Raw genomic sequence first — 22,483 nt, 5'->3', positions numbered from 1 at the left:
AACGCCCGGCCGATCCGCGGGCCGTCGGGCGGACGTCCGCCCGGCCCGGAGCCGGAGCGTCGTCGAGGACGCCCGCGCCGGGTCAGAGCGAGGCGGTCGCCCGGGCGGCGCGGCGGGCCTGGCGCTCGTGCTCGGCGTCCAGGAGCGTGCGCGTGGCGGGGACCGCCAGGAACTCGACCAGGGTGTCCGTCTCCTCGACGATGCGCTCGGCGCGGTCGAGCGGGTCGGTGCGCAGGAGGCGGCGGGCGGCGGACGCGACGTGCGCCGGCTTCGCCGCCAGGGCGCGCAGGCGCTCGTCGACGCGGCCGGCGAGGTCGGCGCGCGGCACGACCTCGGTCACGAGCTGCCACTCCAGCGCCTCGGCCGCGCGGACCGGGCGGCCCGACAGCACGAAGTCCAGGGCGCGGCGGCGGCCGACGACGCGGGGGAGCGCGGCGGTGACTCCGACGTCCGGGACGAGCCCGACGTCGCCGTACGCGCTGAGGAAGAGGGCGGCGGGAGTCGCGATCACGATGTCGGCGGCCAGAGCGAAGGCGATGCCGGCGCCGGCGACCATGCCGTCGATCGCGCAGACGACGACGGCGCGGCTGTCCTCGAGCAGGCGGATCACCTGGGCGGTCGTGGTCGCGACGTCGCGCAGGTAGTGGTCCGGGTTCTCGGACCCCATGATCGCCGAGATGTCGCCGCCCGTGCAGAACGCGCGGCCGGCCGCGGCGATCACGATGACGGAGCAGCCGGCGTCGGCGTCGAGGTCGGCGACGGTGCTCAGCAGCAGTCGCGCGGTGCCGAGATCGATCGCGTTGAGGGCGTCGGGGCGGTTGAGGGTGATCCGGGCGCCGGAGCCGTCGCGCTCGAGGACGACGCCGGGGGTCGCGTCGATGAGGGGGGTGGCGTGCATGGAAGAGCCTTCAGGGGAGCAGGGGTGTCGAACGCGGGGGGACGTTCTCGGGGGATGACTCACATTCGCAGCCGTCCGCGCGATCGGATGCCTCCTCGCGGCCGATGCTCAGCCGGTCCCGGGGGTACGCGCGGGCGGCGGCCCGTCCCGGCCCTCCTCTACACTGCTGGGGTGATTGATCCCGTACTTCTGCGCGAGAACCCGGACGTCCTGAAGCGCTCGCAGGAGGCGCGCGGCGACTCCGTCGAGCTGGTCGACGAGGCGCTCGAGGCCGACCGCGTGCGCCGTGCGGCGATCACCGAGGCGGAGCGGCTCCGGGCCGAGCAGAACGCCTTCGGCAAGACCGTCGCCAAGGCTCCGAAGGACGAGAAGGCGGCCCTCGTCGCCGAGGCCCAGCGCCTCGCCGCCGCCGCCAAGCAGGCCCAGCAGGAGGCGTCCGAGGCCGACGACGCCTTCACCGTGCTGGTGAAGCGCATCGCCAACCCGATCATCGAGGGCGTCCCCGCGGGCGGCGAGGAGTCGTTCGAGCTCGTCAGGACGGTCGGCGAGCGCCCCGTCTTCGACTTCGCCCCGCGCGACCACCTCGAGCTCGGCGAGCTGCTGGACGGCATCGACATGCAGCGCGGCGCGAAGGTCAGCGGCGCGCGCTTCTACTTCCTTAAGGGCCTGGTCGCCCGCCTCGAGATCGCGCTGATGAACCTGGGCCTCGAGAAGGCGCTCGCCGCCGGCTTCACCCCGCTGATCACGCCGACCCTCGTGCGCCCCGAGATCATGGACGGCACCGGCTTCCTCGGCGAGCACGACGACGAGGTGTACCGCCTCCGCGACGACGACCTCTACCTCACCGGCACCAGCGAGGTCGCCCTCGCCGGATACCACGCCGACGAGATCCTCGACCTCTCCGGCGGCGCGAAGCGCTACGCGGGCTGGAGCACCTGCTACCGCCGCGAGGCGGGCTCGGGCGGGCGAGACACCCGCGGCATCATCCGCGTGCACCAGTTCAGCAAGCTCGAGATGTTCGTCTACACCCTCCCCGAGGACGCCGAGGCGGAGCACGCGCGCCTGCTCTCGTACCAGGAGGACGTCCTGCAGAGCCTCGGCCTGCACTACCGCGTCATCGACACGGCGGCCGGCGACCTCGGCCAGAGCGCGGCGCGCAAGTTCGACGTGGAGGCGTGGGTCCCCACGCAGGAGACCTACCGCGAGCTGACCTCGACCTCGAACTGCACCACGTTCCAGGCCCGCCGCCTCGACACCCGCTACCGCACCGAGTCGGGGAAGACGGCTCCGGTCGCAACCCTCAACGGCACGCTCGCGACCACCCGCTGGATCGTCGCCCTCCTCGAGACTCACCAGCGGGCGGACGGCTCGGTGCTCGTCCCCGAGGCGCTGCGGCCCCACCTCGGCGGCCTCGAGGTGCTCGAGCCCGTCGCATGAGCGCGGCCCGCGCCTCCGGCCGCCGCCTCGTCGCCCTCGACATCGACGGCACCGTCATGCACGAGGACGGCACCATCACCCGCGCGGTGACGGACGCGATCACCCGCGTGGCCGCCCAGGGCGACGAGGTGATGCTCGCCACCGGGCGCTCGCCCTCCTCCACCCTGCCGGTCGTCGAGCGCCTCGGGATCTCGCCCGAGTACGTGATCTGCTGCAACGGAGCGGTCACGCTCCGCCGCGACGCGTCCGGTGCTTACGTCCCCGAGACGGTCGAGACCTTCGACCCGACGGAGGTCCTCGAGACCATCCGCCGCTCCCTCCCCGACGCGCACTACGCCGTCGAGGACGCGGACGGCGCCTTCTTCTACACCGAGGCGTTCCCGGGCGGTGCCGTGATGGGTGCCGAGACGACCCACGTCCCCTTCGAGGAGCTGCTCGGCCGGCTGTGCACCCGCGTCGTCGTGATCTCGCCCGAGACCGGGATCGAGGAGTTCACCTCTCTGGTCGAGGAGATGGGCCTGCACCAGGTCAGCTACGCGATCGGCTGGACCGCCTGGCTCGACATCGCCCCGCACGGCGTCAACAAGTCCACCGCGCTCGAGGTCGTCCGCGAGGAGCTGGGCATCGAGCGGAGCGACGTGGTCGCGCTGGGCGACGGCCGCAACGACATCGAGATGCTCACCTGGGCCGCCGCCGAGGGCGCAGGGCTCGCGATGGGGCAGGCGCCCGACGAGGTGCGGGCCGTGGCCTCCGCCGTGATCCCCTCGGTCCACCAGGACGGCGTGGCGGTCGCGCTCTCGGCGCTGCGCTGATCACGGTCCCGCGCGCTCGGCGGTTACTATCGGGTGTCGCTCCTGCGGGAGCGGCCGGGAGGGCTGTCCGAGCGGCCGATGGAGCCAGTCTTGAAAACTGGTGGGCGGAAACGTCTCGTGGGTTCGAATCCCACGCCCTCCGCCACGCCGTCCGCCACGGAGTCCCGTTCTTCGCGTCGCTTCTCGCCGGCGACTTCCGACGCACGTCCTGGCGCGCGACGACGGAGGCCTGCCCGCTCTCCTTCGGAACGCGCCAGCCCTCTGTATAGGATTGCGCGACGCCCGGGATCGACGCCCGGCCCTCACCTCCGCACCACTGACGCCTCGACACCGGGAGACGGATGCGCCGCACGGGCCCTTCGACACAGACTCGCGACACTCCGCGCACGCCGCGCCCCTTCGTGCGGCACGGCCGCCAGAACCGGCACACCCTCGCGCGGACCCTGGTGAAGGGAGCCGCCCTCGTGGGCGGTGTCGGCGTGGTCGCCTCGGTGTCGGTGGTCGCGATCGCGGCGACGCTGATCGTCCAGTCCGTGCAGCCCTCGGTCGACCTGCACCCGGGCGCGGCCGGCTCCAGCGTCGAGGCCGGAGGCGCCCCGGAGATCGGCGCACTCGAGGGCGGCTTCAACGTCCTCGTCGTCGGCAGTGACTCGCGGAAGGGCCAGGGCGACGCCTACGGCGACCCCGACGAGGAGACGAGCGTCCTCAACGACGTCAACATGCTGATGCACGTCTCGGCCGACCACAGCAACGCGACGGTCGTGAGCTTCCCCCGCGACATGTACGTCGACATCCCGGAGTGCGTGAACGCCGCCACGGGTGAGACGATCCCCGCCCGGTACGACACCAAGATCAACGAGGCGATGGGCAGCGACGTCAGCCTCGGCTGCGTGGCGGGGGTCGTCGAGGACCTCATGGGCGTCCGGGTCGACTACGGCGCGGTCGTGCAGTTCAACGGCGTGATCGAGATGTCGAACGCGGTCGGCGGAGTCGACGTCTGCGTCGCGACCGAGATCGCGGACCCCTACACGAACACCTACCTCGAGCCGGGCGTGCACTCGCTCGAGGGCATGGCGGCGCTGCAGTTCCTCCGCAGCCGCCACGGCATCGGCGACGGCAGCGACCTGACCCGCATCAGCAACCAGCAGGTCTTCCTCTCGGCGCTCGTGCGCCGGATCAAGAGCGCGGACACCCTCCTCAACCCGGTCGCGCTCTACGGTCTCGCGAAGGCGGCGCTCGGCAACATGACGCTCTCGACCGGTCTCGACAACGTGAACACGATGGTCCAGATGGGACTCGCGCTGAAGGACGTCGACCTCGCGGACGTCGTCTTCGCGCAGTACCCGACCGGGGCGACTCCGAGCGGAGTGGAGCCGGACCGCGCCGCGGGCGACGTCCTGGCGAGCGCCCTGCAGACCGATCAGCCGATCGCCATCACCGGCGGCACGGGCGCCGGCGCGACCGTGGAGGGCGAGGCGGCGGCCCCGGCCGATACCGCCGCTCCGTCGGGCCCGGCGACCGCGGATCCGCTGGCGACGGCCGAGGCGGCACCCGGCACTCCTGCAGCGACTCCCGAGGACGGATCCAAGGTTGCCCTGCCAGAATCGGTCACCGGCCAGAGCGCCGACCAGCAGACCTGCTCGGTCGGCTTCTTCGGCTGAGCCGAGGGCGGGCGGCACCACGGGTGCTCTCCACCTCGCGCGCTGACTCCGGGACGACACGCGTCCCGCAGCCGAGAGAGAGTACGACCCGATGAGCGAACGCGCGTCCACCTGGACCACAGCAGCACGGCACGGCCGCCTGCGCCGCCCGAGCGGCGTGCGCTTCGCCGCGCGGATCCTCGCGGCCTGCGTGGGTGTCGGCGTGCTCAGCGCGGTCTGCATCGTGGCGATCGCCGCCTCGCTGATCGCGGGGAGCGCGCGTCCGTCCGTCGACCTAGGGATCGACTCGGGCGGAGGCGACGTGCCCGAGATCGGGGCGATCGAGGGCGGCGTCAACATCCTGCTCGCCGGCAGCGACAGCGCCGACGGATCGGCCGCCGGGGCCTACGGCGAGCGTGCCGAGAACCTCAACGACGTCACGATGCTCATGCACATCTCGGCCGACCACTCGACCGTGGAGGTCGTCAGCTTCCCCCGCGACCTCTACGTCCCGATCCCCTCCTGCACCGACCCGGCCACCGGCGCCGTCTCGGACGCGGTGGACTCGGCGAAGATCAACACCTCGCTCGAGGCCGGCGGGCTGGCGTGCACCGTGCAGACGGTCGAGCAGCTGACCGGGCTCGAGATCCCCTACGCGGCGCTCATCCAGTTCGAGGGCGTCATCGAGATGTCGAACGCGGTCGGCGGAGTCGACGTCTGCGTCGCCACCCCGATCCAGGACGAGTACACGGGGCTGAACCTCGACGCGGGCACGCACACGCTCGTCGGCGCCGAGGCGCTGGCGTTCCTCCGCACCCGGCACGGCGTCGGCGACGGCAGCGACCTCACCCGCATCTCGAGCCAGCAGGTGTACCTCTCATCGCTGGTGCGCAAGGTGAAGAGCGCGTCGACGCTCTCGAACCCGGTGAACCTCTACGGCCTCGCGAAGGCGGCCGTCTCGAACATGCAGCTCTCCACCTCGCTCGAGAACGTGAACACCCTCGTGTCGATCGGCCTCGCGGTGAAGGACGTCGACCTCGCGAACGTGGTCTTCGTGCAGTACCCGACCTTCATCGACGGCAACGGCGTGTACCCCAGCGAGGACGCGGCGGCGGCGCTGAACGCGGCGCTCCTCGCCGACCAGCCGATCGCGCTGAGCGGCACCACCGGCGGCGGCTCGCAGTCGACGGGGGAGGAGCCCGGGGCGACCAATGCTCCGGCGGCCACGGAGTCGCCGGCCACCGACGCCCCCGCGACCGACGCCCCCGCGACGAGCGCACCCGACGGGCCGGTCACCCTCCCGAGCGACGTCTCCGGGCAGACGGCGCAGCAGGAGACCTGCACGATCGGCCGGCCCCTGTCGGACCAGTAGGCGGCTTCCCGCCTTCCCGCGGAGGGGCGGGCGCCCGTGTCGCGAGGCCCTCGCGCGTGCGGTTATGATGGTCGTCGTGCGTCCGCCAGCGGGCGCTCAGGAGTCGTCGCATAGTCCGGTCGAGTGCACCACCCTGCTAAGGTGGAGAACCTTTTATTGGGTTCCGTGGGTTCAAATCCCACCGACTCCGCATCGTCCGAAGGCCCCGCTCAGGCGGGGCCTTCGTCGTTCCCGGCGGTGCCTGTCCCTGCCGCAGTACCGGCGTCTCCCGGCGGTGCCGGTGTCTCCGCAGTGCCGGGGTCTCGCGGTGCCGGAGCCTTCCGGCCGGCGCTCCGCCGGTCGCGCGCGGCGACGGCGGCCGATGCGACCTGGCGCCCCGGCCGCCCGGGATCCGCCGCCGATCCGCCGGGCGGGTGCGCTCCCGGAGCGGCTACCCTGATCGGATGCCCAGCCCGATCCTCGACGCCCTGTCCGCTCCTCCCGCGCGGAGGGACGTCGCCTCGATCCGGGGTGCTCTCGCCGAGGTCGCGATCGGCGACTCGGTGCGCGTCCTCGTCCGCTCCCCGCGCTACGGCCTCTACGGGATCGAGGGGGTCGTCCGGCAGGCCGTCGGCGGCGAGCTCGTCGTCGCGGACGTCTTCCTCGGCACGGGGACCGAGATCCAGAGCATCGCCCTGGCTCCGGACGCTGACGAGGTCGGCGGGGAGCGCTCGGCCGAGGGACTCGAGCACGGGGATACGGTGCGCGTGGCGTTCTCGACTCCGGCGCTCGGGTCGTTCACGATCACGGGCCCGCTGACGGCCGGCGGCCGCGACGGGTTCCTCCTCGTCGGCAGCTGGATCGTCGCGGACGGCGGCGAGCCCGGCCGCCACGTCGACCGCATCGAGCGCCTGACGGACGTCGGCGTCCACGAGAAGCACGTCCCCGGGCGCCGCTCCGCGGTCGAGGAGTAGCCCCTCAGCTCTGGCAGTGCGGGCACCAGTAGGTGACCCGCAGCTGCAGCTCGTCGTCGCCGAGCTCACCGCGCTCGATCGGAGTGCCGCAGCGCCGACACGGCTTGCGGTCGCGGCCGTAGACCCAGAGCTGCTGGCCCGGGCGCAGGTTGCCGGTCGTCGTGCGCTCGATCCGCTCGCGGTTCACGGTGATGAGCCGCTTCGCGAGCGCGATGGTGCGCACGAGGTCGCCGCTCCCGCCGACCGGGCGCGTGGGCAGCACGCCGCGCAGGAAGCACAGCTCGGCGCGGTAGACGTTGCCGAGTCCGGCCATGATCCGCTGGTCGAGCAGCGCGAGCCCGATCGGCCGCTCCGGATCGGCGGACAGGCGTCGCAGCGCCTCGTGCGCGTCCCAGTCGGCGCCGAGCAGATCGGGGCCGAGATAGCCGACCACGTCCTCCTCGGCCGAGCGCGGGACGATCTCGAGGAGCCCGAGCTCGAAGCCGACCGCCTGCCAGTCCTCGGTCTCGAGGACGATCCGGGCCTGGAACGCCGGCCGGTGCCACTTCGGCCGCTCGCCCTCGCCGCGGGCGTAGAGGTGCCAGCTCCCCTCCATCTTGAGGTGGGAGTGGATCAGCGCGTCGCCGACCCGCATCAGCAGGTGCTTGCCGCGGGGGACGACCTCGTCGACCGTCTCGCCGGTGAGGTCGACCGTCGCGTACTTCGGCACGCGGACGTCGCATCGGGTCAGGACCTCGCCGTCCAGCGCCTCGGCGAGGTTGTGGGCGGATCGGTAGACGGTGTCACCCTCGGGCACGCGGGCTCCCTCCGGCGCTCACGAGCGCATCCTCAGGCCGCGGGGATTCGCGACGAAGCCGGCGGCGACGAGGGCGTCGCCGAAGGGCGTGCCGAGCGCGAAGACGCCGTCGATCTTCTCGACGGTCAGCTTCTCGACCCCGCGGGAGCGGACCAGCTGCGAGAGGGAGGCGGCCGCGTCGGCGAGGGCCGCCTCGTCGGCGGTGAAGGTGAGGGCGGTCTTGCCGCCGCGCTCGAGGTAGACCGCGAGCGCTCCGTCGACGACGGCGACCAGCGCGCCGGCCTTCCGACCGGGGCGGTGCCCCTCGCCCTGCGGCCACGGCAGAGCGGCGCCGAACGGATTGGCGGGGTCGGTCGCCGCCAGCGCGAGCACCGGGCGTGAGCGCTCCTGCGCCTCGTCCTGCGGGGCGAACGTGCGGAGCCGGTCGACGCTGCCGGCTGTGCCGAACTGCGCTGCTCCCAGCTTCTCGATGAAGTAGCCCCTCCGGGCGCGGCCCTGCTGCTCGAAGCCGCTCAGCACCTTGTAGGCGAGGGCGAAGCCGCCCAGGACGCCCTCGGCCTGCACGGAGCCGCGGGTGACGATCCCGTACCGCTCGAGCAGCGTCTCGCCGAGCGCGTGCCCGCGGATCGTCGCGTCCGACTCCGCGAGCGGCACGATCGACCAGCGGCCGCCGGCGGTCGGCGGCCCCACGCGGGTGGCCATCGTGGGGCGGGCGGTCATCCGGCCCCGGGGCGCGCGGGCGCGGGCGGGGGCGCGCGGCTGGCGGTGGGCGCCGCCGGTCGAGCCGACGAGGGTGCGCAGCGGCGCCAGGGTGTCGTTCGTGACGAGCCCGGCCCAGACCAGCTCCCACAGGGCCTCGACGAGGCCCGCGTCGTCGGTGGAGCCGACCGCGTCGGAGAGCTGGCGGAAGAAGTAGCCGCCGCCCGAGCCGAGCACGCCGACGATCTCCTGCTGGAGCTCGGTCAGGGTCACGGACTCGGCGGCGGGGACGGGGAGGGTCAGCCCTGCCGTGTCGGCGAGATGGAGGCTCACCCAGCCGTCGTTGCCGGGCAGGGTGCCCGCGCCGGCCCAGAGGACCTCGCCGGTCGCGGTGAGCTCGTCGAGCATCGCGGGGGAGTAGTCGCGCACCCGGGCGGGCAGGATCAGCGACTCCCAGGCGGACGCGGGGATGGGCGCGCCGGCCAGCTGGTCGATCACGGAGGCCACGCCGTCGATACCGCGGAGCGAGCCGCCGACGTGCTGCCAGGCGGGGAGGAAGCGGGCGTACGCGGCCGCGTCCACCGGCTCCACCTCCTTGCGGAGCGCGGCGAGAGAGCGGCTGCGCAGGCGGCGCAGCACCTCGGCGTCGCACCACTCGGTCCCGGTGCCGGTGGGGCGGAACTCGCCCTCCGAGACGCGGCGCTCGCCCGCGAGGCGGCGCAGGGTGTCGGTGACGACCGCGACTCCGAGGCCCAGGCGGGTGGCGACGGCGGCGGCGGTGAAGGGGCCGTGGGTGCGCGCGTAGCGGGCGACGAGGTCGCCGAGCGGATCGCGGACCGGGTCGATGAAGGCGACGGGGACGCCGATCGGCAGGGGCACGCCGAGAGCGTCGCGGAGCCGGGAGGCGTCCTCCATCGCGGCGTACCGCTGCTCACCGCCGAGGCCCACGGGCAGGACGCGCTTGGCCTTCACGAGCGCGGCCACGTCGGCCTCGAGCACCGCGCGCTCGATCGCGGGCGCCTTCGCGACGTCCGCCGAGGCGACCGACTCGTCGACCAGGCGCTCCCCGAGCTCGTCGAGCGTCAGCGGGCCGAGCAGCCGGAGCAGGTCGGCGGCGCCCTCGAGCCCGCGGAGGCGGCGCTCGGGCTCGACGCGCTGCAGCTCGCGCTCGATCTGCGCGAGGACGGCCGGGTCGAGCAGCTCGCGCAGCTCCGCCCGGCCGAGCAGCTCGCCGAGGAGCGTCGCGTCGACCGAGAGCGCCGCGGCACGGCGCTCGGCGAGCGGGCTGTCGCCCTCGTACATGAAGGCCGCGACGTAGCCGAAGAGCATGGACCGCGCGAACGGACTGGCGGTCGGCGTCTCGACCTCGAGGATCCGCAGCTCGCGCCCGTCCAGCCGCGCGGCGAGCCGGAGCAGCGCGGGCAGGTCGTAGACGTCCTGGAGGCACTCGCGGACGGTCTCGAGGATGATCGGGAAGGTCGGGTAGGTGCGGGCGACGTCGAGCAGCTGCGCCGCCCGCTGCCGCTGCTGCCAGAGCGGGGAGCGCTTGCCCGGGTTGTACCTCGGGAGCAGGAGCGCCCGCGCCGCGCACTCGCGGAACCGGGCGGCGAAGAGGGCTGAGCCGCCGACCTCGCTCGTGACCAGCTGCTCCAGCTCCTCGCGCTCGAACAGGAACAGCTCGGAGCCCGGCGGCTCCGACTCCGTGTCGGGGATCCGCACGACGATGCCGTCGTCCCCGGCCATCGCCGCTCCGTCGACGCCGTGCCGCTCGCGGACGCGGGCGCCGATGGCGAGCGCCCACGGCGAGTGCACCTGCATCCCGTACGGGGAGTGCAGCACCAGCCGCCAGTCGCCCAGCTCGTCGCGGAAGCGCTCGAGCACGAGGGTGCGGTCGTCCGGGATCTGCCCGGTGGCCAGGCGCTGCTCGTCGAGGAAGGAGAGGAGGTTGTTGGTCGCGTACTCGTCGAGCCCGGCCGCCGTGCAGCGCTCGCGCGCCGTCTCGGGGGCGGCGGCGCCCACCTCGCGGGTGAACGCCCCGATCGCCTCGCCGAGCTCGGCGGGGCGCCCCTGCGAGTCGCCCTTCCAGAACGGGAGGCGCCCGGGCTCGCCGAACGCCGGCGTCACGATCACGCGGTCGTAGGTGATCTCCTGGATGCGCCAGCTGGTGGCTCCGAGCGCGAAGACGTCGCCGACGCGGGACTCGTAGACCATCTCCTCGTCGAGCTCGCCGACGCGGTTGCCGGTCGAGCCCGGCTCGCCGACCATGAACACGCCGAAGAGCCCGCGGTCGGGGATGGTGCCGCCGCTGGTGACGGCGAGGCGCTGGGCGCCGGGCCGGCCGGTGAGCGTGTTCGCGTCGCGGTCCCAGACGAGGCGCGGCCGCAGCTCCGCGAACTGGTCGGAGGGGTAGCGGCCCGAGAGCAGGTCGAGGGTCGCCTCGTAGGCGGAGCGGGGCAGGGACACGAAGGGGGCGCTGCGGCGGACGGTGTCGAACCAGTCGTCCACGTCGAGGCTCTCGAGGGCCGTCGCGGCGACGGTCTGCTGCGCGAGGATGTCGAGCGGGTTCGCGGGGACGGCGATCGCCTCGATCAGGCCCGAGCGCATCCGCTCCGTCGTCACGGCGGAGTGGAGAAGGTCGGCCCGGTGCTTGGGGTAGAAGGACCCGCGCGAGACCTCGCCGACCTGGTGGCCGGCTCGACCCACGCGCTGCAGGGCGCTCGCGACCGAGGGCGGCGTCTCGACCTGGACGACGAGGTCGACCGCGCCCATGTCGATCCCCAGCTCGAGGCTCGAGGTCGCGACCACGCAGCGCAGGCGGCCGGACTTCAGGTCGTCCTCGATGATCGCGCGCTGCTCCTTGCTCACCGAGCCGTGGTGGGCGCGGGCGAGCAGCGGCTCCTCGTCGGGCGCGGACTGCCCGCTGCCGCTCGTGCCCCCGGCCGCTCCCATCGCCTCGGCCGGGGAGCGGCGGACGGAGGAGGAGGCCGTCTCGGCGAGCAGGGCCCCGACGGCGACGGGCTCGCCCGCCTCGCGCGCCCGCTCCGCGGCGAGCTCGCGGCGCTCGGCGTAAATCTCGTTGAGCCGGGCGGTCAGCCGCTCGGCGAGACGGCGGGAGTTCGCGAAGACGATGGAGGAGGTGTGCGCGAGGACCCGGTCGACGATCGACTCCTCGACGTGCGGCCAGATCGACCCGCTCTGCGGACCGGTGGCCCCCATCGTCGATCCGTCCTGCGGAGCCGCCGTCCCCAGCTCGGACATGTCCTCGACCGGGACGACGACGCTGAGGTCCCACTGCTTCTCGGACGCCGGAGCCACGATCGCGACCGGGGAGCGGCCGGCGAGGAACCGGGCCACCTCCTCGCGCGGGCGCACCGTCGCCGAGAGGCCGATGCGCTGCACCGGCTTCGGGAGCAGGGCGTCGAGCCGCTCGAGGGAGACGGCGAGGTGCGCCCCGCGCTTGGTCGACGCGACCGCGTGGACCTCGTCGACGATGACCGTCTCGACGCCGCGGAGCGACTCGCGCGCCGCCGAGGTGAGCATGAGGTAGAGCGACTCGGGGGTCGTGATCAGGATGTCCGGCGGCGTCTTCTGCAGCACGCGCCGCTCGGCGGCGGGCGTGTCTCCCGACCGCACCCCGACGGTGACCGTGGCCGGCACGCTGCCGATGCCCTCGGCGCTCAGCCGCAGCGCCGTCTGGGTGACGCCGACGAGCGGCGAGCGGAGGTTGCGCTCGACGTCGACGCCGAGAGCCTTCAGCGGCGAGACGTAGAGCACGCGCGTGCGGTGCTGCGGATCCTCCGGCGGCGGGCCCTGCACGAGCCGGTCGATCGCCCAGAGGAAGGCCGAGAGCGTCTTGCCGGAGCCGGTGGGAGCGACCACGAGGGCGTGCGCTCCGCTCGAGATGGCCGACCAGGCGCCCTCCTGGGCGGCGGTCGGCGCCGGGAACGCGCCCTCGAACCACGCGCGCGTGGCGGGGGAGAAGCGCTCGAGGACGTCCGGCATGCACCCATCCTCCCTGCCACCTCCGACATTGCCGGGGCCGCGGCCCGGGGGCGAGCCCTTGACGCGGGGGAGCCCGCCCGTCAGGCGAAGCCGAGACGCACGAACGTGCCGATGTCGGCGAGCTCGGCCTGCCCGACTCCGTGGGCGACGCCCTCGTAGACCCGGGCGTCGAGCGCCGTGTGCTCCGGGAACCAGGCCGCCGCGTCCCGCACGAGCTCCTCCGGGATCACCGTGTCGAGCGTCCCGCGGCCCCAGAACACCGGCGGACGCTCGCGGGCGAGCCGCTCGTCTGCGTCGTCGCCCTCGGCGAGCGGGACCACGAACCCGGACAGGGCGACCGCGAAGGCGAAGCGGCCCGGCGCGCGCCGCAGCAGCTGCACCGCCAGCGCGGCGCCCTGGGAGAAGCCCAGCAGCCCCACCGGACCCGGGTGCTCCAAAGCGTCGAGCCACTCGATCACACCCGCCGCCGCCGCCTCGACGGCCTCGGGATCGGCCCGCGGCTCGTCAGGCACCAGCGGCACCCGGAGAGGCCACCACGCGTTCGCCCCGCCGCCCAGGGCGAGAGGCGCCCGGAGGGACGCGAGGACCGGCTCCAGCGGCAGGTAGGCGCCGAGCGAGAACAGGTCCCCCTCGTGCGAGCCGTAGCCGTGCAGCAGCACCAGGAGGGGCCTGCCGACGCGGTCGCGCTCGGAGGAGGACCACAGCACCGCGTTCGCGTCGATTCCCATCGCACCATCATCCCCCTGAGTGCGGGATCGCCGCCGCCGGTCGGAACACCAGCCGCGAAGGGTGAGAATGGCTGCATGAGCGTGCGCACCCCTGACCCGAACTCCGGGTGGCTGTCCGACGACGAACTCGCCGAGATCCGCCGGCGGCTCCCGCTGCTGTACGTGGAGGCCGTGCCCGTCCGGGTCGACGGGCTCGGGCAGGTCACCGAGGTCGGCGTGCTCCTGCGCGCGACCCCCTCCGGCCAGATCACCCGCACGATCGTCTCGGGCCGCGTGATGTACGGCGAGAAGCTGCGCGACGCGCTGTTCCGCCACCTCGAGAAGGATCTCGGTCCCATGGCCTTCCCCCTCCTCCCGGCGAGCCCGCTCCCCTTCCACGTCGCCGAGTACTTCCCGATGCCCGGCATGGGACCGTTCACCGACGACCGCCAGCACGCGGTCTCCCTCGCCTACGTCGTCCCCGTCACCGGCACCTGCGACCCCCGCCAGGACGCCCTCGAGCTCACCTGGATGACCCCCGACGAGGCCTGCTCCGACGCGATCTCCGCCGAGATGGAGGGCGGGCGGGGCGCGCTGATCCGCGCCGCGCTCGCTTCCGTCGGCCGCCTGTCCTAGCGGCGCGGATCGGCCGCGGCGCTCCCTTCTGCGCACCGATAGCGGCGCGCCGCGGTCGGCTCGCAAGGATGGCGGGCCGGCTGGAGTGTCGGGCGTCCGCCTGGACCGATCCGCCGGCACGCGACTCGGCCGTTCGGCTCGTGGATCCGGCGTCCACGGGACCTCTGTGACCGGGCGAGGAGAGGCGGCGCCCCTGCCCGACGACGGCGCAGCAGGGAATCGCCTGATCAGGACGCGGTGAGGACTTCCGGAGCTCCCTGCGCGGGACTCCGCTCGAAGAGGTGAAGCGTGAACGACGAAGGGCCGGGGCCCGCGACCAGTAGTCGCGGGCCCCGGCCCTTCGTGATGTCGGCGCCCTGATCAGGACGAGCGTTGACGTGCGATCACCGAACGCTCAGCCCCCGGTCGCGACATGCTCTGCGTATCGCAACCGTCCTTGAAGCCGACCGCGGTGCGCCGCTCCGCGGCTCCCCGCGAGGCGAACGGTCGATCCGCGTGCGAGCGGATCGGCCTAGCCGGTCGCGACACGCTCTGCGCGTCGCGACCGTCCTTGAAGCCGACCGCGGTGCGCCGCTCCGCGGCGCACAATCGGACTCAGCCCTGCGCGCGGCGGCCGCCGCGGCGGGCGCCGCCGCCGGCGGACTCGCGGGCGGGAGCGGCCGAGGCCGCTCCGCCGGTCGCGGTGCTGTAGAACGAGCGCGATCCGCCCGAGGTCGAGGGGGCGCCGGCGGCCGAGCGGCTGCGGCCTCCGCGGGCGCCGCCGCGGGCGGGTCCCTCGGCGGCGGTGCGGTCGCGGCGGGGGCGGTCGCCTCCGCCGGTCGCGGCACCCGTCGAGCGTCCGCCGCGGGGCGCGGCGGTGCCCTCGGTGCGGGCCGCGCGCTTGCGCTGCGCGTTGGCGCCCTGCGAGCGCCCGCCCTGCGACTGGCCGCGGACGGGCTCGACGACGGCGCTGGGGGTGACGTACGGAGCGACGTCGCCGACGAGCTTCGCGACGGCGGCCGAGTCGGCCGTCACCTGCTGGGGCGCGACCTGGATCGCGGCCTTGCGGAGGAGGGTCTTCACGTCGCTGCGCTGCGTGGGCAGGACGACGGTGACGACGTCTCCCTCGCTGCCGGCGCGGGCGGTGCGGCCCGAGCGGTGCAGGTACGCCTTGTGCTCCATCGGCGGGTCGACGTGGATGACGAGCTCGACGTCGTCGACGTGCACGCCGCGGGCTGCGACGTCGGTGGCGACGAGGACCTTGACGGTGCCGGCGCCGAACGCGGCGAGGTTCCGGTCGCGGGCGACCTGCGAGAGGTTGCCGTGCAGGTCGACCGCGGGGATGCCCTGGCCGGTGAGCTGCTTGGCGAGCTTCTTCGCGTGGTGCTTGGTGCGCATGAAGAGGATGCGGCGGCCGGTGCCGGACGCGAGGGTCTTCACGAGCGCGTTCTTGGCGTCGAGGCCGTCGACCTCGAACACGTGGTGGGTCATCAGCGCGACGGGGGAGTTGGCCTCGTCGACCGAGTGGAGCACCTCGTTCTGGAGGTACTTCTTGACCAGCTTGTCCACGCCGTTGTCGAGCGTCGCGGAGAACAGCAGGCGCTGGCCGCCGCGGGGGGTCTTGTCGAGGATGCGCGTGACGACCGGCAGGAAGCCGAGGTCGGCCATGTGGTCGGCCTCGTCGAGGACGGTGATCTCGACGGCGTCGAGGTTCACGAAGCCCTGCTTCATCAGGTCCTCGAGGCGGCCCGGGCAGGCCACGACGATGTCGACGCCCTGCTTGAGCGCGGCGACCTGGCGCTGCTGCGAGACGCCTCCGAAGATCGTGGTGGTGACGATGCCGTACGCGTCGGCGAGGGGCTGCATCGCGGCGGTGATCTGCGTGGCGAGCTCGCGGGTCGGCGCGAGGACGAGTCCGAGCGGGCGGCCGGGGCGGCGGCGTCCGCCGGCGAGCGAGCCGCCGAGTCGGGCGATCATCGGGATGGAGAAGGCGAGGGTCTTGCCGGAGCCGGTCTTGCCGCGGCCGAGGACGTCGCGTCCGCCGAGGGTGTCGGGCAGCGTGTCGACCTGGATCGGGAAGGGCTCGGTGATGCCGCTCGCGGTGAGCGCGGCCACGAGGGGGGCCGGCACGCCGAGGGCGCTGAAGGAGAGGGGGGTGTTCGACATGGAGTGGTGCCTTTCGGGGGCATCATGCCGATCGAGGACGCGCGGGCGGTGGCCGGGGCGCGGGTGATCGGCGTTCGGGCGAAGGTGACGGTGGTCACATCCGTTCGCCGTACGATTCGGTGCGCGCGGCCGGGGGCCTCATGCACGTGCGCCAGATGGTCGGGACGGATCCTCGACGGTCAGAGTCCTAGGGGACAAGGGGCGTTCTACGACGCGGGGGAGCGCAGTCGCTGCGCTCGCACCATCCCACTCTAGTGGATGCCGATCCATCCGCGCATCGCGGCCTGCACGCGGGAGCCGTCGCGGTCGCTCAGCTTGGTCCCGACGAAGTCGCCCGCCCAGTCCGAGGTCTGCACGCGGAAGGCCGGCTCCGGGTCGCGCAGGGTCTTCAGGATGACGGCGGCGACGTCGGACGGGTCCTGCGCGTGGGTCGAGGAGAAGGACGACGCGGCGCGGTCGAGGTAGGCGCCGAGCGCCGGCGCGTAGGGGCCGGCCTGCGCGAGCATCGCCGCCGCGTCGATGCCGACGTTCTCGACGAAGCTGCTGCGGACCGCTCCCGGCTCGATCAGCGACACGTGGACGCCGACGGAGGCGGCGACCGGGGCGAGCGCCTCGAAGAACCCCTCGACCGCGAACTTCGCCGCGCAGTAGTCCTCGTTGAACGGCTGCCCGATCGCGCCGCCGACGCTCGAGACGGTGACGATGCGACCGCGGGACGAGCGCAGCATCGGCATCGCGGCGCGGGTGACCGCGACGGTGCCGAAGAAGTTGACCTCCATCACGCGGCGCAGCTCCTCCGGATCCTCCAGCTCGAGGGTGCCGAGATGGCCGGCTCCGGCGTTGTTCACGAGGGCGTCGAGACCGCCGAGCTCCTCCTCCACGGCGCGGAGGCAGCCGGCGACGGAGTCCGCGTCGGTCACGTCGAGCGCCCGCAGGTCGAGCTCGACGCGTGCCTCGGCGGCGGCGGCGCGCAGGCCCTCCGCCCGCTCCGGATCCCGCACGGTGGCGACCACCCGCCAGCCCGCGCGCGCGGCCTCGATCGCGGTGGCGCGGCCGATGCCGGTGGAGGTTCCGGTGACGAGGAGGACGGGACGGGGCATGCGGCTTTCCTGCTTTCCGGCGCACGACGGCGCCGCCCGGAGGCTATCGGCCGCCCCTCCGAGTACGTCCAGGGTCGGTGTCAGCCCCGGTAGCGCTCGCCGACCGGCACCTCGACCGGCAGCCGGTTGCCCGCCTGGGCGAGCGGGCAGGCCCAGGCCGGGTCGTAGGCGCAGGAGGGGTTGTAGGCGAAGTTGAAGTCGAGGACCAGCGTCCCCGGGGCGGAGCCCGGACCGAGGTCGGCGCCCTTCACGGTGTCCAGGAGGTAGCGGCCACCGCCGTAGGTGCCGCCGGGTGTCCCCGCGAGGGCGTCCTTGACCGGCAGGAACAGGCCTCCGCCGTAGGACGCGAGGCGCCAGACGTCGAGGCTGCCGGCGTCCGGCACCTCGACCGTGCCGATCAGCTCGAAGGGGACGGTGCCGTCGGTGCCGGTCTCCACGTCCATCCGCCGCGCCTCCTCGGCCGGAGCCACCTCGAGCTCGAAGCGCCAGGCCGCGTCGTAGGGCGCGATCGGCAGCGAGCGGAAGTGCGCGCGGTCGGCCGGGAGGAGAGGGGTGGAGGGGTGCTGCGCGAAGAGCGCGTTGCGTCCGCGGATCCAGGACGCGTGCGCGGCGAGCAGGTCCACGTTCGAGAGCCGGCGCACCTCCGCGTAGAGGGCCTGGACATGGCGGCGCCAGTCCGACACCTCGACCGCCGTCGTGAGGCGGCGGCGGGGCGAGACGCCGTCGTCGTCCTGCTCCTCCTCGTCGGCGGAGGGCCACTGGAGGCGCAGGAGCTCCGAGCGCGACAGCTCGGTCTCCTCCTCGGCGACGCCGTCGGGGCTCATGCGGCGGACTCCCCGCGCGGGCGGGTGTCGGCACCGAGATCGTGGCGCCAGGACGGGGCGAGGGAGCGGATGCGGATGCCGCGCCACTGCCAGAACGCCCACATCGAAGGCCAGAGCGCGGCCGAGGCGAGACCCGCCGAGAACTCGAGGCGGTCGCGGAAGAGCGTGCGCCCGTCAGGGAGCGGGGCCACGGCCATGCGGTGGTCCCACGCGGTGATGAGGCGGAGGGAGCCCGTGAGGGGCCCGCCGCTGTCGCGCAGGATCCGCACGTCGGGCATCGAGGGGACGCGGCGGTAGGAGAGGTCGATCTCCTGCGCGCCCATCGGCACGATCCCGAGGGCGTCCATCGCGACCTCGTGGGAGCCGAGCCCCCAGGTCGGGCGGAAGCCGCCCTCGTCCAGCGACGCGGCGGTCAGGAGCGGGGACATCACCTCCCGGAACACGGCCGGACTCTGCAGGGCGCGCCAGGCGGAGTCGGCGTCGGTGTCGAGCACGTGCTTGAGCATCACCTTCACGAGGGACATCCTCCTCCGCCCGCCCCTGCGCGGGAACCGGGTGCGCGCGGAGCCCCGGACGTGTATGCGCCTCCGGGGCTCGCTACCGTGTCAGGGTGACCGCTCCCGCCGCCTCCGTCGACCAGTCGACCTACCAGATCCGCTTCGAGTGGGGGGCCCGCGCCCTCCGCGTGCTCGCCCCAGCCCACGTCACGGTGCTCGTCGACGCTCTGCCCGGAGGCGAGAGCCCCGACCTCGGGGGAGTGGAGGGCCGCGTCGTCCGCGCGGGCCTGGCCGACCGCTCGGCCGTCGCCCGCTGGATCCTGGAGCGCCAGCACGAGAACGGCGGGCGCACCAGCGTCAACGTGATCGCACTCGGCGACGTCGACGACAGCGGAGCGGCGCGGTTCGCGATGGAGGACCAGCTGGCGGCCGGCGCCGTCGTCGACGCGCTCATCGGGCTGGGCATCGACCACGTCTCGCCCGAGGCCGCGGTGGCCTGCGCGTCCTACGAGGGCCTGCGCCGGGCGTGCGCGCATCTGCTCACCGCGTCCGAGTCCGGCCGCCTGCTCGCCGCCGAGGGGCGGGCGGACGAGGTCCGCGCCGCCGCCCGGGTCGACACCGTCGACGAGGTGGCGGTCCTCCGCTGACCCGCCGCTCCGGCGGGCGCGGCCTCCGAGAGGTGCAGGGCGTCCGCGGAGCGCACAAGCCCCTGCGGATCCGAGCCGCCGCCTCGACCACTCGCCCGCCCCCGGCGTAGCGTTCGGCGGAGGCGGTCCCTCCGCCCCCCCGCCCCGACCGAAAGCTGGCCCGCATGAAAGCCGTCCTCAACGACGTCGTCCTCGCCGACGCCCCCGACTCCGACCTGATCTCGATCGAGGGCAACTGGTACTTCCCGCCGTCGAGCATCGCCGAGGGCGTGCTCGTCGAGAGCCCCACGCCCTACACCTGCCCGTGGAAGGGCGAGTGCCAGTACTTCTCGGTGCAGACCGGCGACGGCCTGCAGAAGGACAAGGCCTGGTCGTACCCGCACCCCTACCCGACGGCGTTCGACCGCGTCGGCAAGGACTTCTCGGGCTACGTCGCCTTCGACCGCTCGGTCCGCGTCTCCGACTGACCCGTCCCGCCGCGGCGCCGCTCCCGGTGCCGCGGCGGTGCGTCAGCCGCGCGGGGTTGCGGCGCGCGCCCGGTAGGCCCGGACCTTCGACCGGTTCCCGCAGCGCTGCATCGAGCACCAGCGGCGCGAGCCGGCGCGGGACGTGTCGAGGTAGAGCATCCGGCACTCCGGATCCGCGCAGCGCCTCAGCCGTCCGGCCACGGCCGGGCCCAGCAGCCCCACGGCCTCCCGGGCGATGGACGCGAGCGCCTGCCTGCCCGCCGCATGGAGCCGTCCTGCCTGCCGCGACCCTCCGCCCAGCACCGGTGGGATGTCGGGCATCGCCGCGACCAGGTTGACCACGTCGACGTCGCGCGGGTCGAGCGCGGTGCCCGCCTCGGCCGCGACGGCCAGCCGGGCGATAGCGCCTCGGAGCATCAGCGCGTCGTCGAGGCGCGCGTCCCGGCTCTCGGGGACGACCGCCTCGAAGCGCTCGGCGAGCCAGGCGGCCAGGGCGGCATCGGAGTCGAGGTGCTCGGCCGCTCCCGGAGGCAGTGCTCCGGTCGTGGCGAAGTCGAGTGCGAGGCTCCCGGAGTCGAACCACCAGCGCCGGCCGTCGGCCTCGGGGAGCCACTGCCCGGTGACCGGCGTGCGCCCGCCGTGCGGGGCCTCGTCCGGGGTCACGGCGCCGGGACCGGTCGGCGCCGCCACTGGATCGCGTTCGCGGGCTCGAACCGGCGCGCGCAGCGGCCGCAGGCCAGGGGCCGGGTGGGCCGGCGATGGCGGTAGAAGAGGTGTCCGCCCGGGCAGGTGCCGACCCACGGTGCGAGCTCGTCCGCGGTCGGGTTGCTGTGGGTGCGCGATCCCGTGTAGCCGAGCCGCGCCGCGATCCGCCGCCACTGCGGTCCGTGCCCGGCGTCGGGCCCCGCGAGCGCGTGAGCGACCTCGTGCAGGAGGGTCTGCCGGACCTCCTCGTCGCTCCAGCGGGCGGCGAGGTGGCGCGAGACCGTGATCCGGCGGCGCGTCCAGTGGCAGGCGCCGCCGCGGGTGCGCGCGTGGTCGAGCGCGAAGGACCAGGAGGGGTCGAGGTGCTCCTCGATCAGCGCGTCGGCCCAGCGGGCCACGTCCTCGAGGTCGGCCAACGGTGGCGCTGCCTAGGACTCGTCGCCGTCGGCGCGGCGGCGGCCGCGGGCGGTGCCGTCGGTGCGGGCTTCGCGGTCGGTCCCGTCCTGGAACTCGGAGGCGGCGGCGTAGCCCAGGCGGGCGACCTCGAGCTCCTCCTCGGGGACCCCGACGCGCTCGCCGAGGGCGGTCGCGGCGTCGAAGTCGCGCATCGCCCGGCCGTACTCGCCCAGCTCGAAGAAGGTGAGGCCGCGGTGCTTGAGCGCGAAGGAGTGCTCGAGGTGCCACTCGTGCGTGCGGGCCTCCTCGACGCAGAGCGCGAGCTCCGAGAGGGCCTCGTCGGTGCGGCCCCGCAGCTGCATGAGGCGGGCGCGGCGGACGCGGGCGGTGAGCAGCTCGGCGCGGTCGCCGGAGAAGCGGGTGCGGCGGACGGCCTCGTTCGCGAGGTCCCACGCCTCGTCGACGCGCCCGAGCAGGCGCAGCAGCTCCGCCTTCTCGGTGAGCGCGGCGAGGCTGCGCAGCGCGCCGATCTCCTCCAGGCGCTCCTGGGCGGCGTCGACGTCGATCTCCTCGTGGAGGGTCGCGGGGTCGTGGCGGATGATGATGCTCAGGGCGATGCTTCCTCGTGGAGTGCGGATCCGGATCGTCGCGCGCGGCGGACGAGAGGACGGTCGGGGTCGCTGACCCCGGCGTCGAGTGTACCGGCGGGTCCCCGGACGGCGCCCCGACGCGCGGCCCGGGTCAGCCCCGTCGCACCTGGAAGATGCTCCGCGCCGGCAGCGGCGACGGGGTGGCGGTCTCGTCCGTGACGACGAGGGCGCCGGCGATGAAGTTCTCGAGCTCCCGCCCCTGCACCAGCTTGGAGGGCGCGGGGTCGGAGGCGAGGCGCCGCGGCAGGCCGTCGAGCGGCAGCGGATCGGCCGAGGCGAGCATCACCACGTTCCCGAAGCGCTTGGCCTTGAGCATCTGGGTGTCGGTCATGATCGCGGTGTGCGCGAAGACGGAGGCGAGCGTCGCGGCCTGGGCGCGGGCGAAGGCGAGCGCGCCGCCGTCGGCCACGTTCACCGCGACCAGGCCGCCGGGGGCGAGCAGCGGCGCGATCGCCCCGTAGAACTCGGCGCTGGTCACGTGCGCGGGAGTGCGCGCGCCCGAGAAGATGTCGACGACGACCACGTCGACCGTGCCGCGCAGCCCGGGCGGCAGCTTGCCGAGCACCTCGCGGGCGTCGCCCTGGCGGATGCGGATCTGCGCCCCGCGGGGGAGCGGGAGCGCCTCGCGCACCAGCTCGACCAGAGCGCCCTCGATCTCGACGACCTGCTGGCGCGAGCCCGGCCGGGTCGCGGCGACGTAGCGGGGGAGGGTCAGCGCTCCGGCGCCCAGGTGGAGCGCCGTGACGCTCTCGCCCTCGGGGGCGACGAGGTCGATCGCGTGGCCGATCCGGCGGACGTACTCGAACGAGAGGTGCGTCGGATCCGCGAGGTCGACGTGCGACTGCGGAGTGCCGTCGACGACCAGGGTCGCCGCGTCGGGCGAGTGGCGGTCGGGCTCGATCCGCGCGGTGTACCCGCTGGCGAGCACGGCGCGGGGGTGCTCGGAGTCGTCTCCGCGTCGGCGGCCGGTGCGTTCCTGCATCCGACCAGTCTGCCGCGGCGGCGGGACGGCGGGGCTCCGCGCCCGGCCCGGTCGGATCGATCCGGGAGGCCGTGGCCTCGTATACCGGACCCCGCGGGGCGGCGCAAGCATCCGCACT

Annotated in this window: 20 protein-coding genes and 2 tRNA genes; 10 read left to right on the top strand and 12 right to left on the bottom strand. The window is 74.2% G+C overall.

The window, feature by feature from the left end; translation table 11 throughout:
* Window positions 1–82: 82 nt before the first annotated feature.
* Window positions 83–898, bottom strand: coding sequence for an enoyl-CoA hydratase/isomerase family protein (locus C5D09_RS12080; protein WP_104269397.1), 816 nt, complete (start codon window positions 896–898; stop codon window positions 83–85).
* A gap of 171 nt (window positions 899–1,069) precedes the next feature.
* Between C5D09_RS12080 and serS the strand changes: the two genes are divergently transcribed.
* From serS to C5D09_RS12045, 7 genes are all read left to right on the top strand, one after another.
* Entirely contained in the window at window positions 1,070–2,335 is a 1,266-nt protein-coding gene (serS, locus tag C5D09_RS12075) for a serine--tRNA ligase (protein ID WP_104224965.1), read from the top strand.
* Window positions 2,332–3,147, top strand: coding sequence for an HAD family hydrolase (locus tag C5D09_RS12070; protein ID WP_104247582.1), 816 nt, complete (start codon window positions 2,332–2,334; stop codon window positions 3,145–3,147). The genes serS and C5D09_RS12070 overlap by 4 nt, the downstream gene beginning before the upstream one ends.
* 57 nt (window positions 3,148–3,204) lie before the next feature.
* A tRNA-Ser gene (locus tag C5D09_RS12065) sits at window positions 3,205–3,292 on the top strand.
* Between the two features lie 256 nt (window positions 3,293–3,548).
* Window positions 3,549–4,808, top strand: coding sequence for an LCP family protein (locus C5D09_RS12060; RefSeq protein WP_258066991.1), 1,260 nt, complete (start codon window positions 3,549–3,551; stop codon window positions 4,806–4,808).
* Between the two features lie 91 nt (window positions 4,809–4,899).
* Entirely contained in the window at window positions 4,900–6,159 is a 1,260-nt protein-coding gene (locus C5D09_RS12055; protein ID WP_104269395.1) for an LCP family protein, read from the top strand.
* Window positions 6,160–6,258: 99 nt separating this feature from the next.
* Window positions 6,259–6,349 (top strand) — tRNA-Ser (locus C5D09_RS12050).
* A 253-nt stretch (window positions 6,350–6,602) separates the two neighbouring features.
* Window positions 6,603–7,112, top strand: coding sequence for a hypothetical protein (locus C5D09_RS12045; RefSeq protein WP_104226774.1), 510 nt, complete (start codon window positions 6,603–6,605; stop codon window positions 7,110–7,112).
* A 4-nt stretch (window positions 7,113–7,116) separates the two neighbouring features.
* Here C5D09_RS12045 and C5D09_RS12040 read toward each other — a convergent pair whose 3' ends face one another.
* The 3 genes from C5D09_RS12040 to C5D09_RS12030 all read right to left on the bottom strand — a co-directional run bounded on the left by C5D09_RS12040 (window position 7,117) and on the right by C5D09_RS12030 (window position 13,337).
* Window positions 7,117–7,908, bottom strand: a complete 792-nt coding sequence (locus C5D09_RS12040; RefSeq protein ID WP_104269394.1) for a DNA-formamidopyrimidine glycosylase family protein — start codon at window positions 7,906–7,908, stop codon at window positions 7,117–7,119.
* Between the two features lie 18 nt (window positions 7,909–7,926).
* On the bottom strand, window positions 7,927–12,609 hold the full coding sequence (locus C5D09_RS12035) for an ATP-dependent helicase (RefSeq protein ID WP_104269393.1): 4,683 nt from the start codon (window positions 12,607–12,609) through the stop codon (window positions 7,927–7,929).
* 80 nt (window positions 12,610–12,689) lie between these two features.
* A complete protein-coding gene (locus C5D09_RS12030) occupies window positions 12,690–13,337 on the bottom strand; it encodes an alpha/beta hydrolase (protein ID WP_104250889.1) in 648 nt (215 codons plus the stop codon).
* A 75-nt stretch (window positions 13,338–13,412) separates the two neighbouring features.
* On the opposite strand from C5D09_RS12030, the gene C5D09_RS12025 reads away from it, so the two are divergent.
* On the top strand, window positions 13,413–13,952 hold the full coding sequence (locus tag C5D09_RS12025) for an NUDIX hydrolase family protein (protein WP_104269392.1): 540 nt from the start codon (window positions 13,413–13,415) through the stop codon (window positions 13,950–13,952).
* A gap of 594 nt (window positions 13,953–14,546) precedes the next feature.
* Here C5D09_RS12025 and C5D09_RS12020 read toward each other — a convergent pair.
* The 4 genes from C5D09_RS12020 to C5D09_RS12005 form a co-directional block, all read right to left on the bottom strand.
* The gene (locus C5D09_RS12020; protein ID WP_104225114.1) at window positions 14,547–16,097 is read right to left on the bottom strand and encodes a DEAD/DEAH box helicase; all 1,551 of its coding nucleotides are present in this window, start codon (window positions 16,095–16,097) and stop codon (window positions 14,547–14,549) included.
* A 251-nt stretch (window positions 16,098–16,348) separates the two neighbouring features.
* Window positions 16,349–17,197: an SDR family oxidoreductase gene (locus tag C5D09_RS12015; protein ID WP_104269391.1), complete on the bottom strand. Its 849-nt coding sequence runs from the start codon at window positions 17,195–17,197 to the stop codon at window positions 16,349–16,351.
* 80 nt (window positions 17,198–17,277) lie between these two features.
* A complete protein-coding gene (locus C5D09_RS12010) occupies window positions 17,278–18,021 on the bottom strand; it encodes a DUF1684 domain-containing protein (RefSeq protein WP_104260906.1) in 744 nt (247 codons plus the stop codon).
* A complete protein-coding gene (locus C5D09_RS12005) occupies window positions 18,018–18,545 on the bottom strand; it encodes a hypothetical protein (RefSeq protein WP_244248113.1) in 528 nt (175 codons plus the stop codon). The genes C5D09_RS12010 and C5D09_RS12005 overlap by 4 nt, the downstream gene beginning before the upstream one ends.
* 86 nt (window positions 18,546–18,631) lie before the next feature.
* On the opposite strand from C5D09_RS12005, the gene C5D09_RS12000 reads away from it, so the two are divergent.
* Together C5D09_RS12000 and C5D09_RS11995 are read left to right on the top strand one after the other, a co-directional pair.
* Window positions 18,632–19,165, top strand: coding sequence for a 2-phosphosulfolactate phosphatase (locus C5D09_RS12000; protein ID WP_104233930.1), 534 nt, complete (start codon window positions 18,632–18,634; stop codon window positions 19,163–19,165).
* A 164-nt stretch (window positions 19,166–19,329) separates the two neighbouring features.
* Window positions 19,330–19,632 carry a DUF427 domain-containing protein gene (locus C5D09_RS11995; protein ID WP_104224584.1) on the top strand — a complete coding sequence of 101 codons (303 nt, stop codon included), beginning with the start codon at window positions 19,330–19,332 and terminating at the stop codon, window positions 19,630–19,632.
* A gap of 42 nt (window positions 19,633–19,674) precedes the next feature.
* Here C5D09_RS11995 and C5D09_RS11990 read toward each other — a convergent pair whose 3' ends face one another.
* The 4 genes from C5D09_RS11990 to C5D09_RS11975 form a co-directional block, all read right to left on the bottom strand.
* The gene (locus C5D09_RS11990) at window positions 19,675–20,295 is read right to left on the bottom strand and encodes a CGNR zinc finger domain-containing protein (protein ID WP_104260918.1); all 621 of its coding nucleotides are present in this window, start codon (window positions 20,293–20,295) and stop codon (window positions 19,675–19,677) included.
* On the bottom strand, window positions 20,292–20,753 hold the full coding sequence (locus C5D09_RS11985; protein ID WP_104250885.1) for a SprT-like domain-containing protein: 462 nt from the start codon (window positions 20,751–20,753) through the stop codon (window positions 20,292–20,294). The genes C5D09_RS11990 and C5D09_RS11985 overlap by 4 nt, the downstream gene beginning before the upstream one ends.
* A 12-nt stretch (window positions 20,754–20,765) precedes the next feature.
* Complete coding sequence (locus C5D09_RS17540) at window positions 20,766–21,095, bottom strand: hypothetical protein (protein ID WP_181027192.1); 330 nt, start codon at window positions 21,093–21,095, stop codon at window positions 20,766–20,768.
* Window positions 21,096–21,474: 379 nt separating this feature from the next.
* Entirely contained in the window at window positions 21,475–22,365 is an 891-nt protein-coding gene (locus tag C5D09_RS11975; protein ID WP_104269390.1) for a spermidine synthase, read from the bottom strand.
* Window positions 22,366–22,483: the final 118 nt, after the last annotated feature.

It is taken from the genome of Rathayibacter sp. AY1C9, from assembly GCF_002932315.1.
Classification (GTDB): domain Bacteria; phylum Actinomycetota; class Actinomycetes; order Actinomycetales; family Microbacteriaceae; genus Rathayibacter.
The sequence above is the reverse complement of the archived record's forward strand: the minus strand, read 5'-3'. Positions and strand labels throughout refer to the sequence as shown.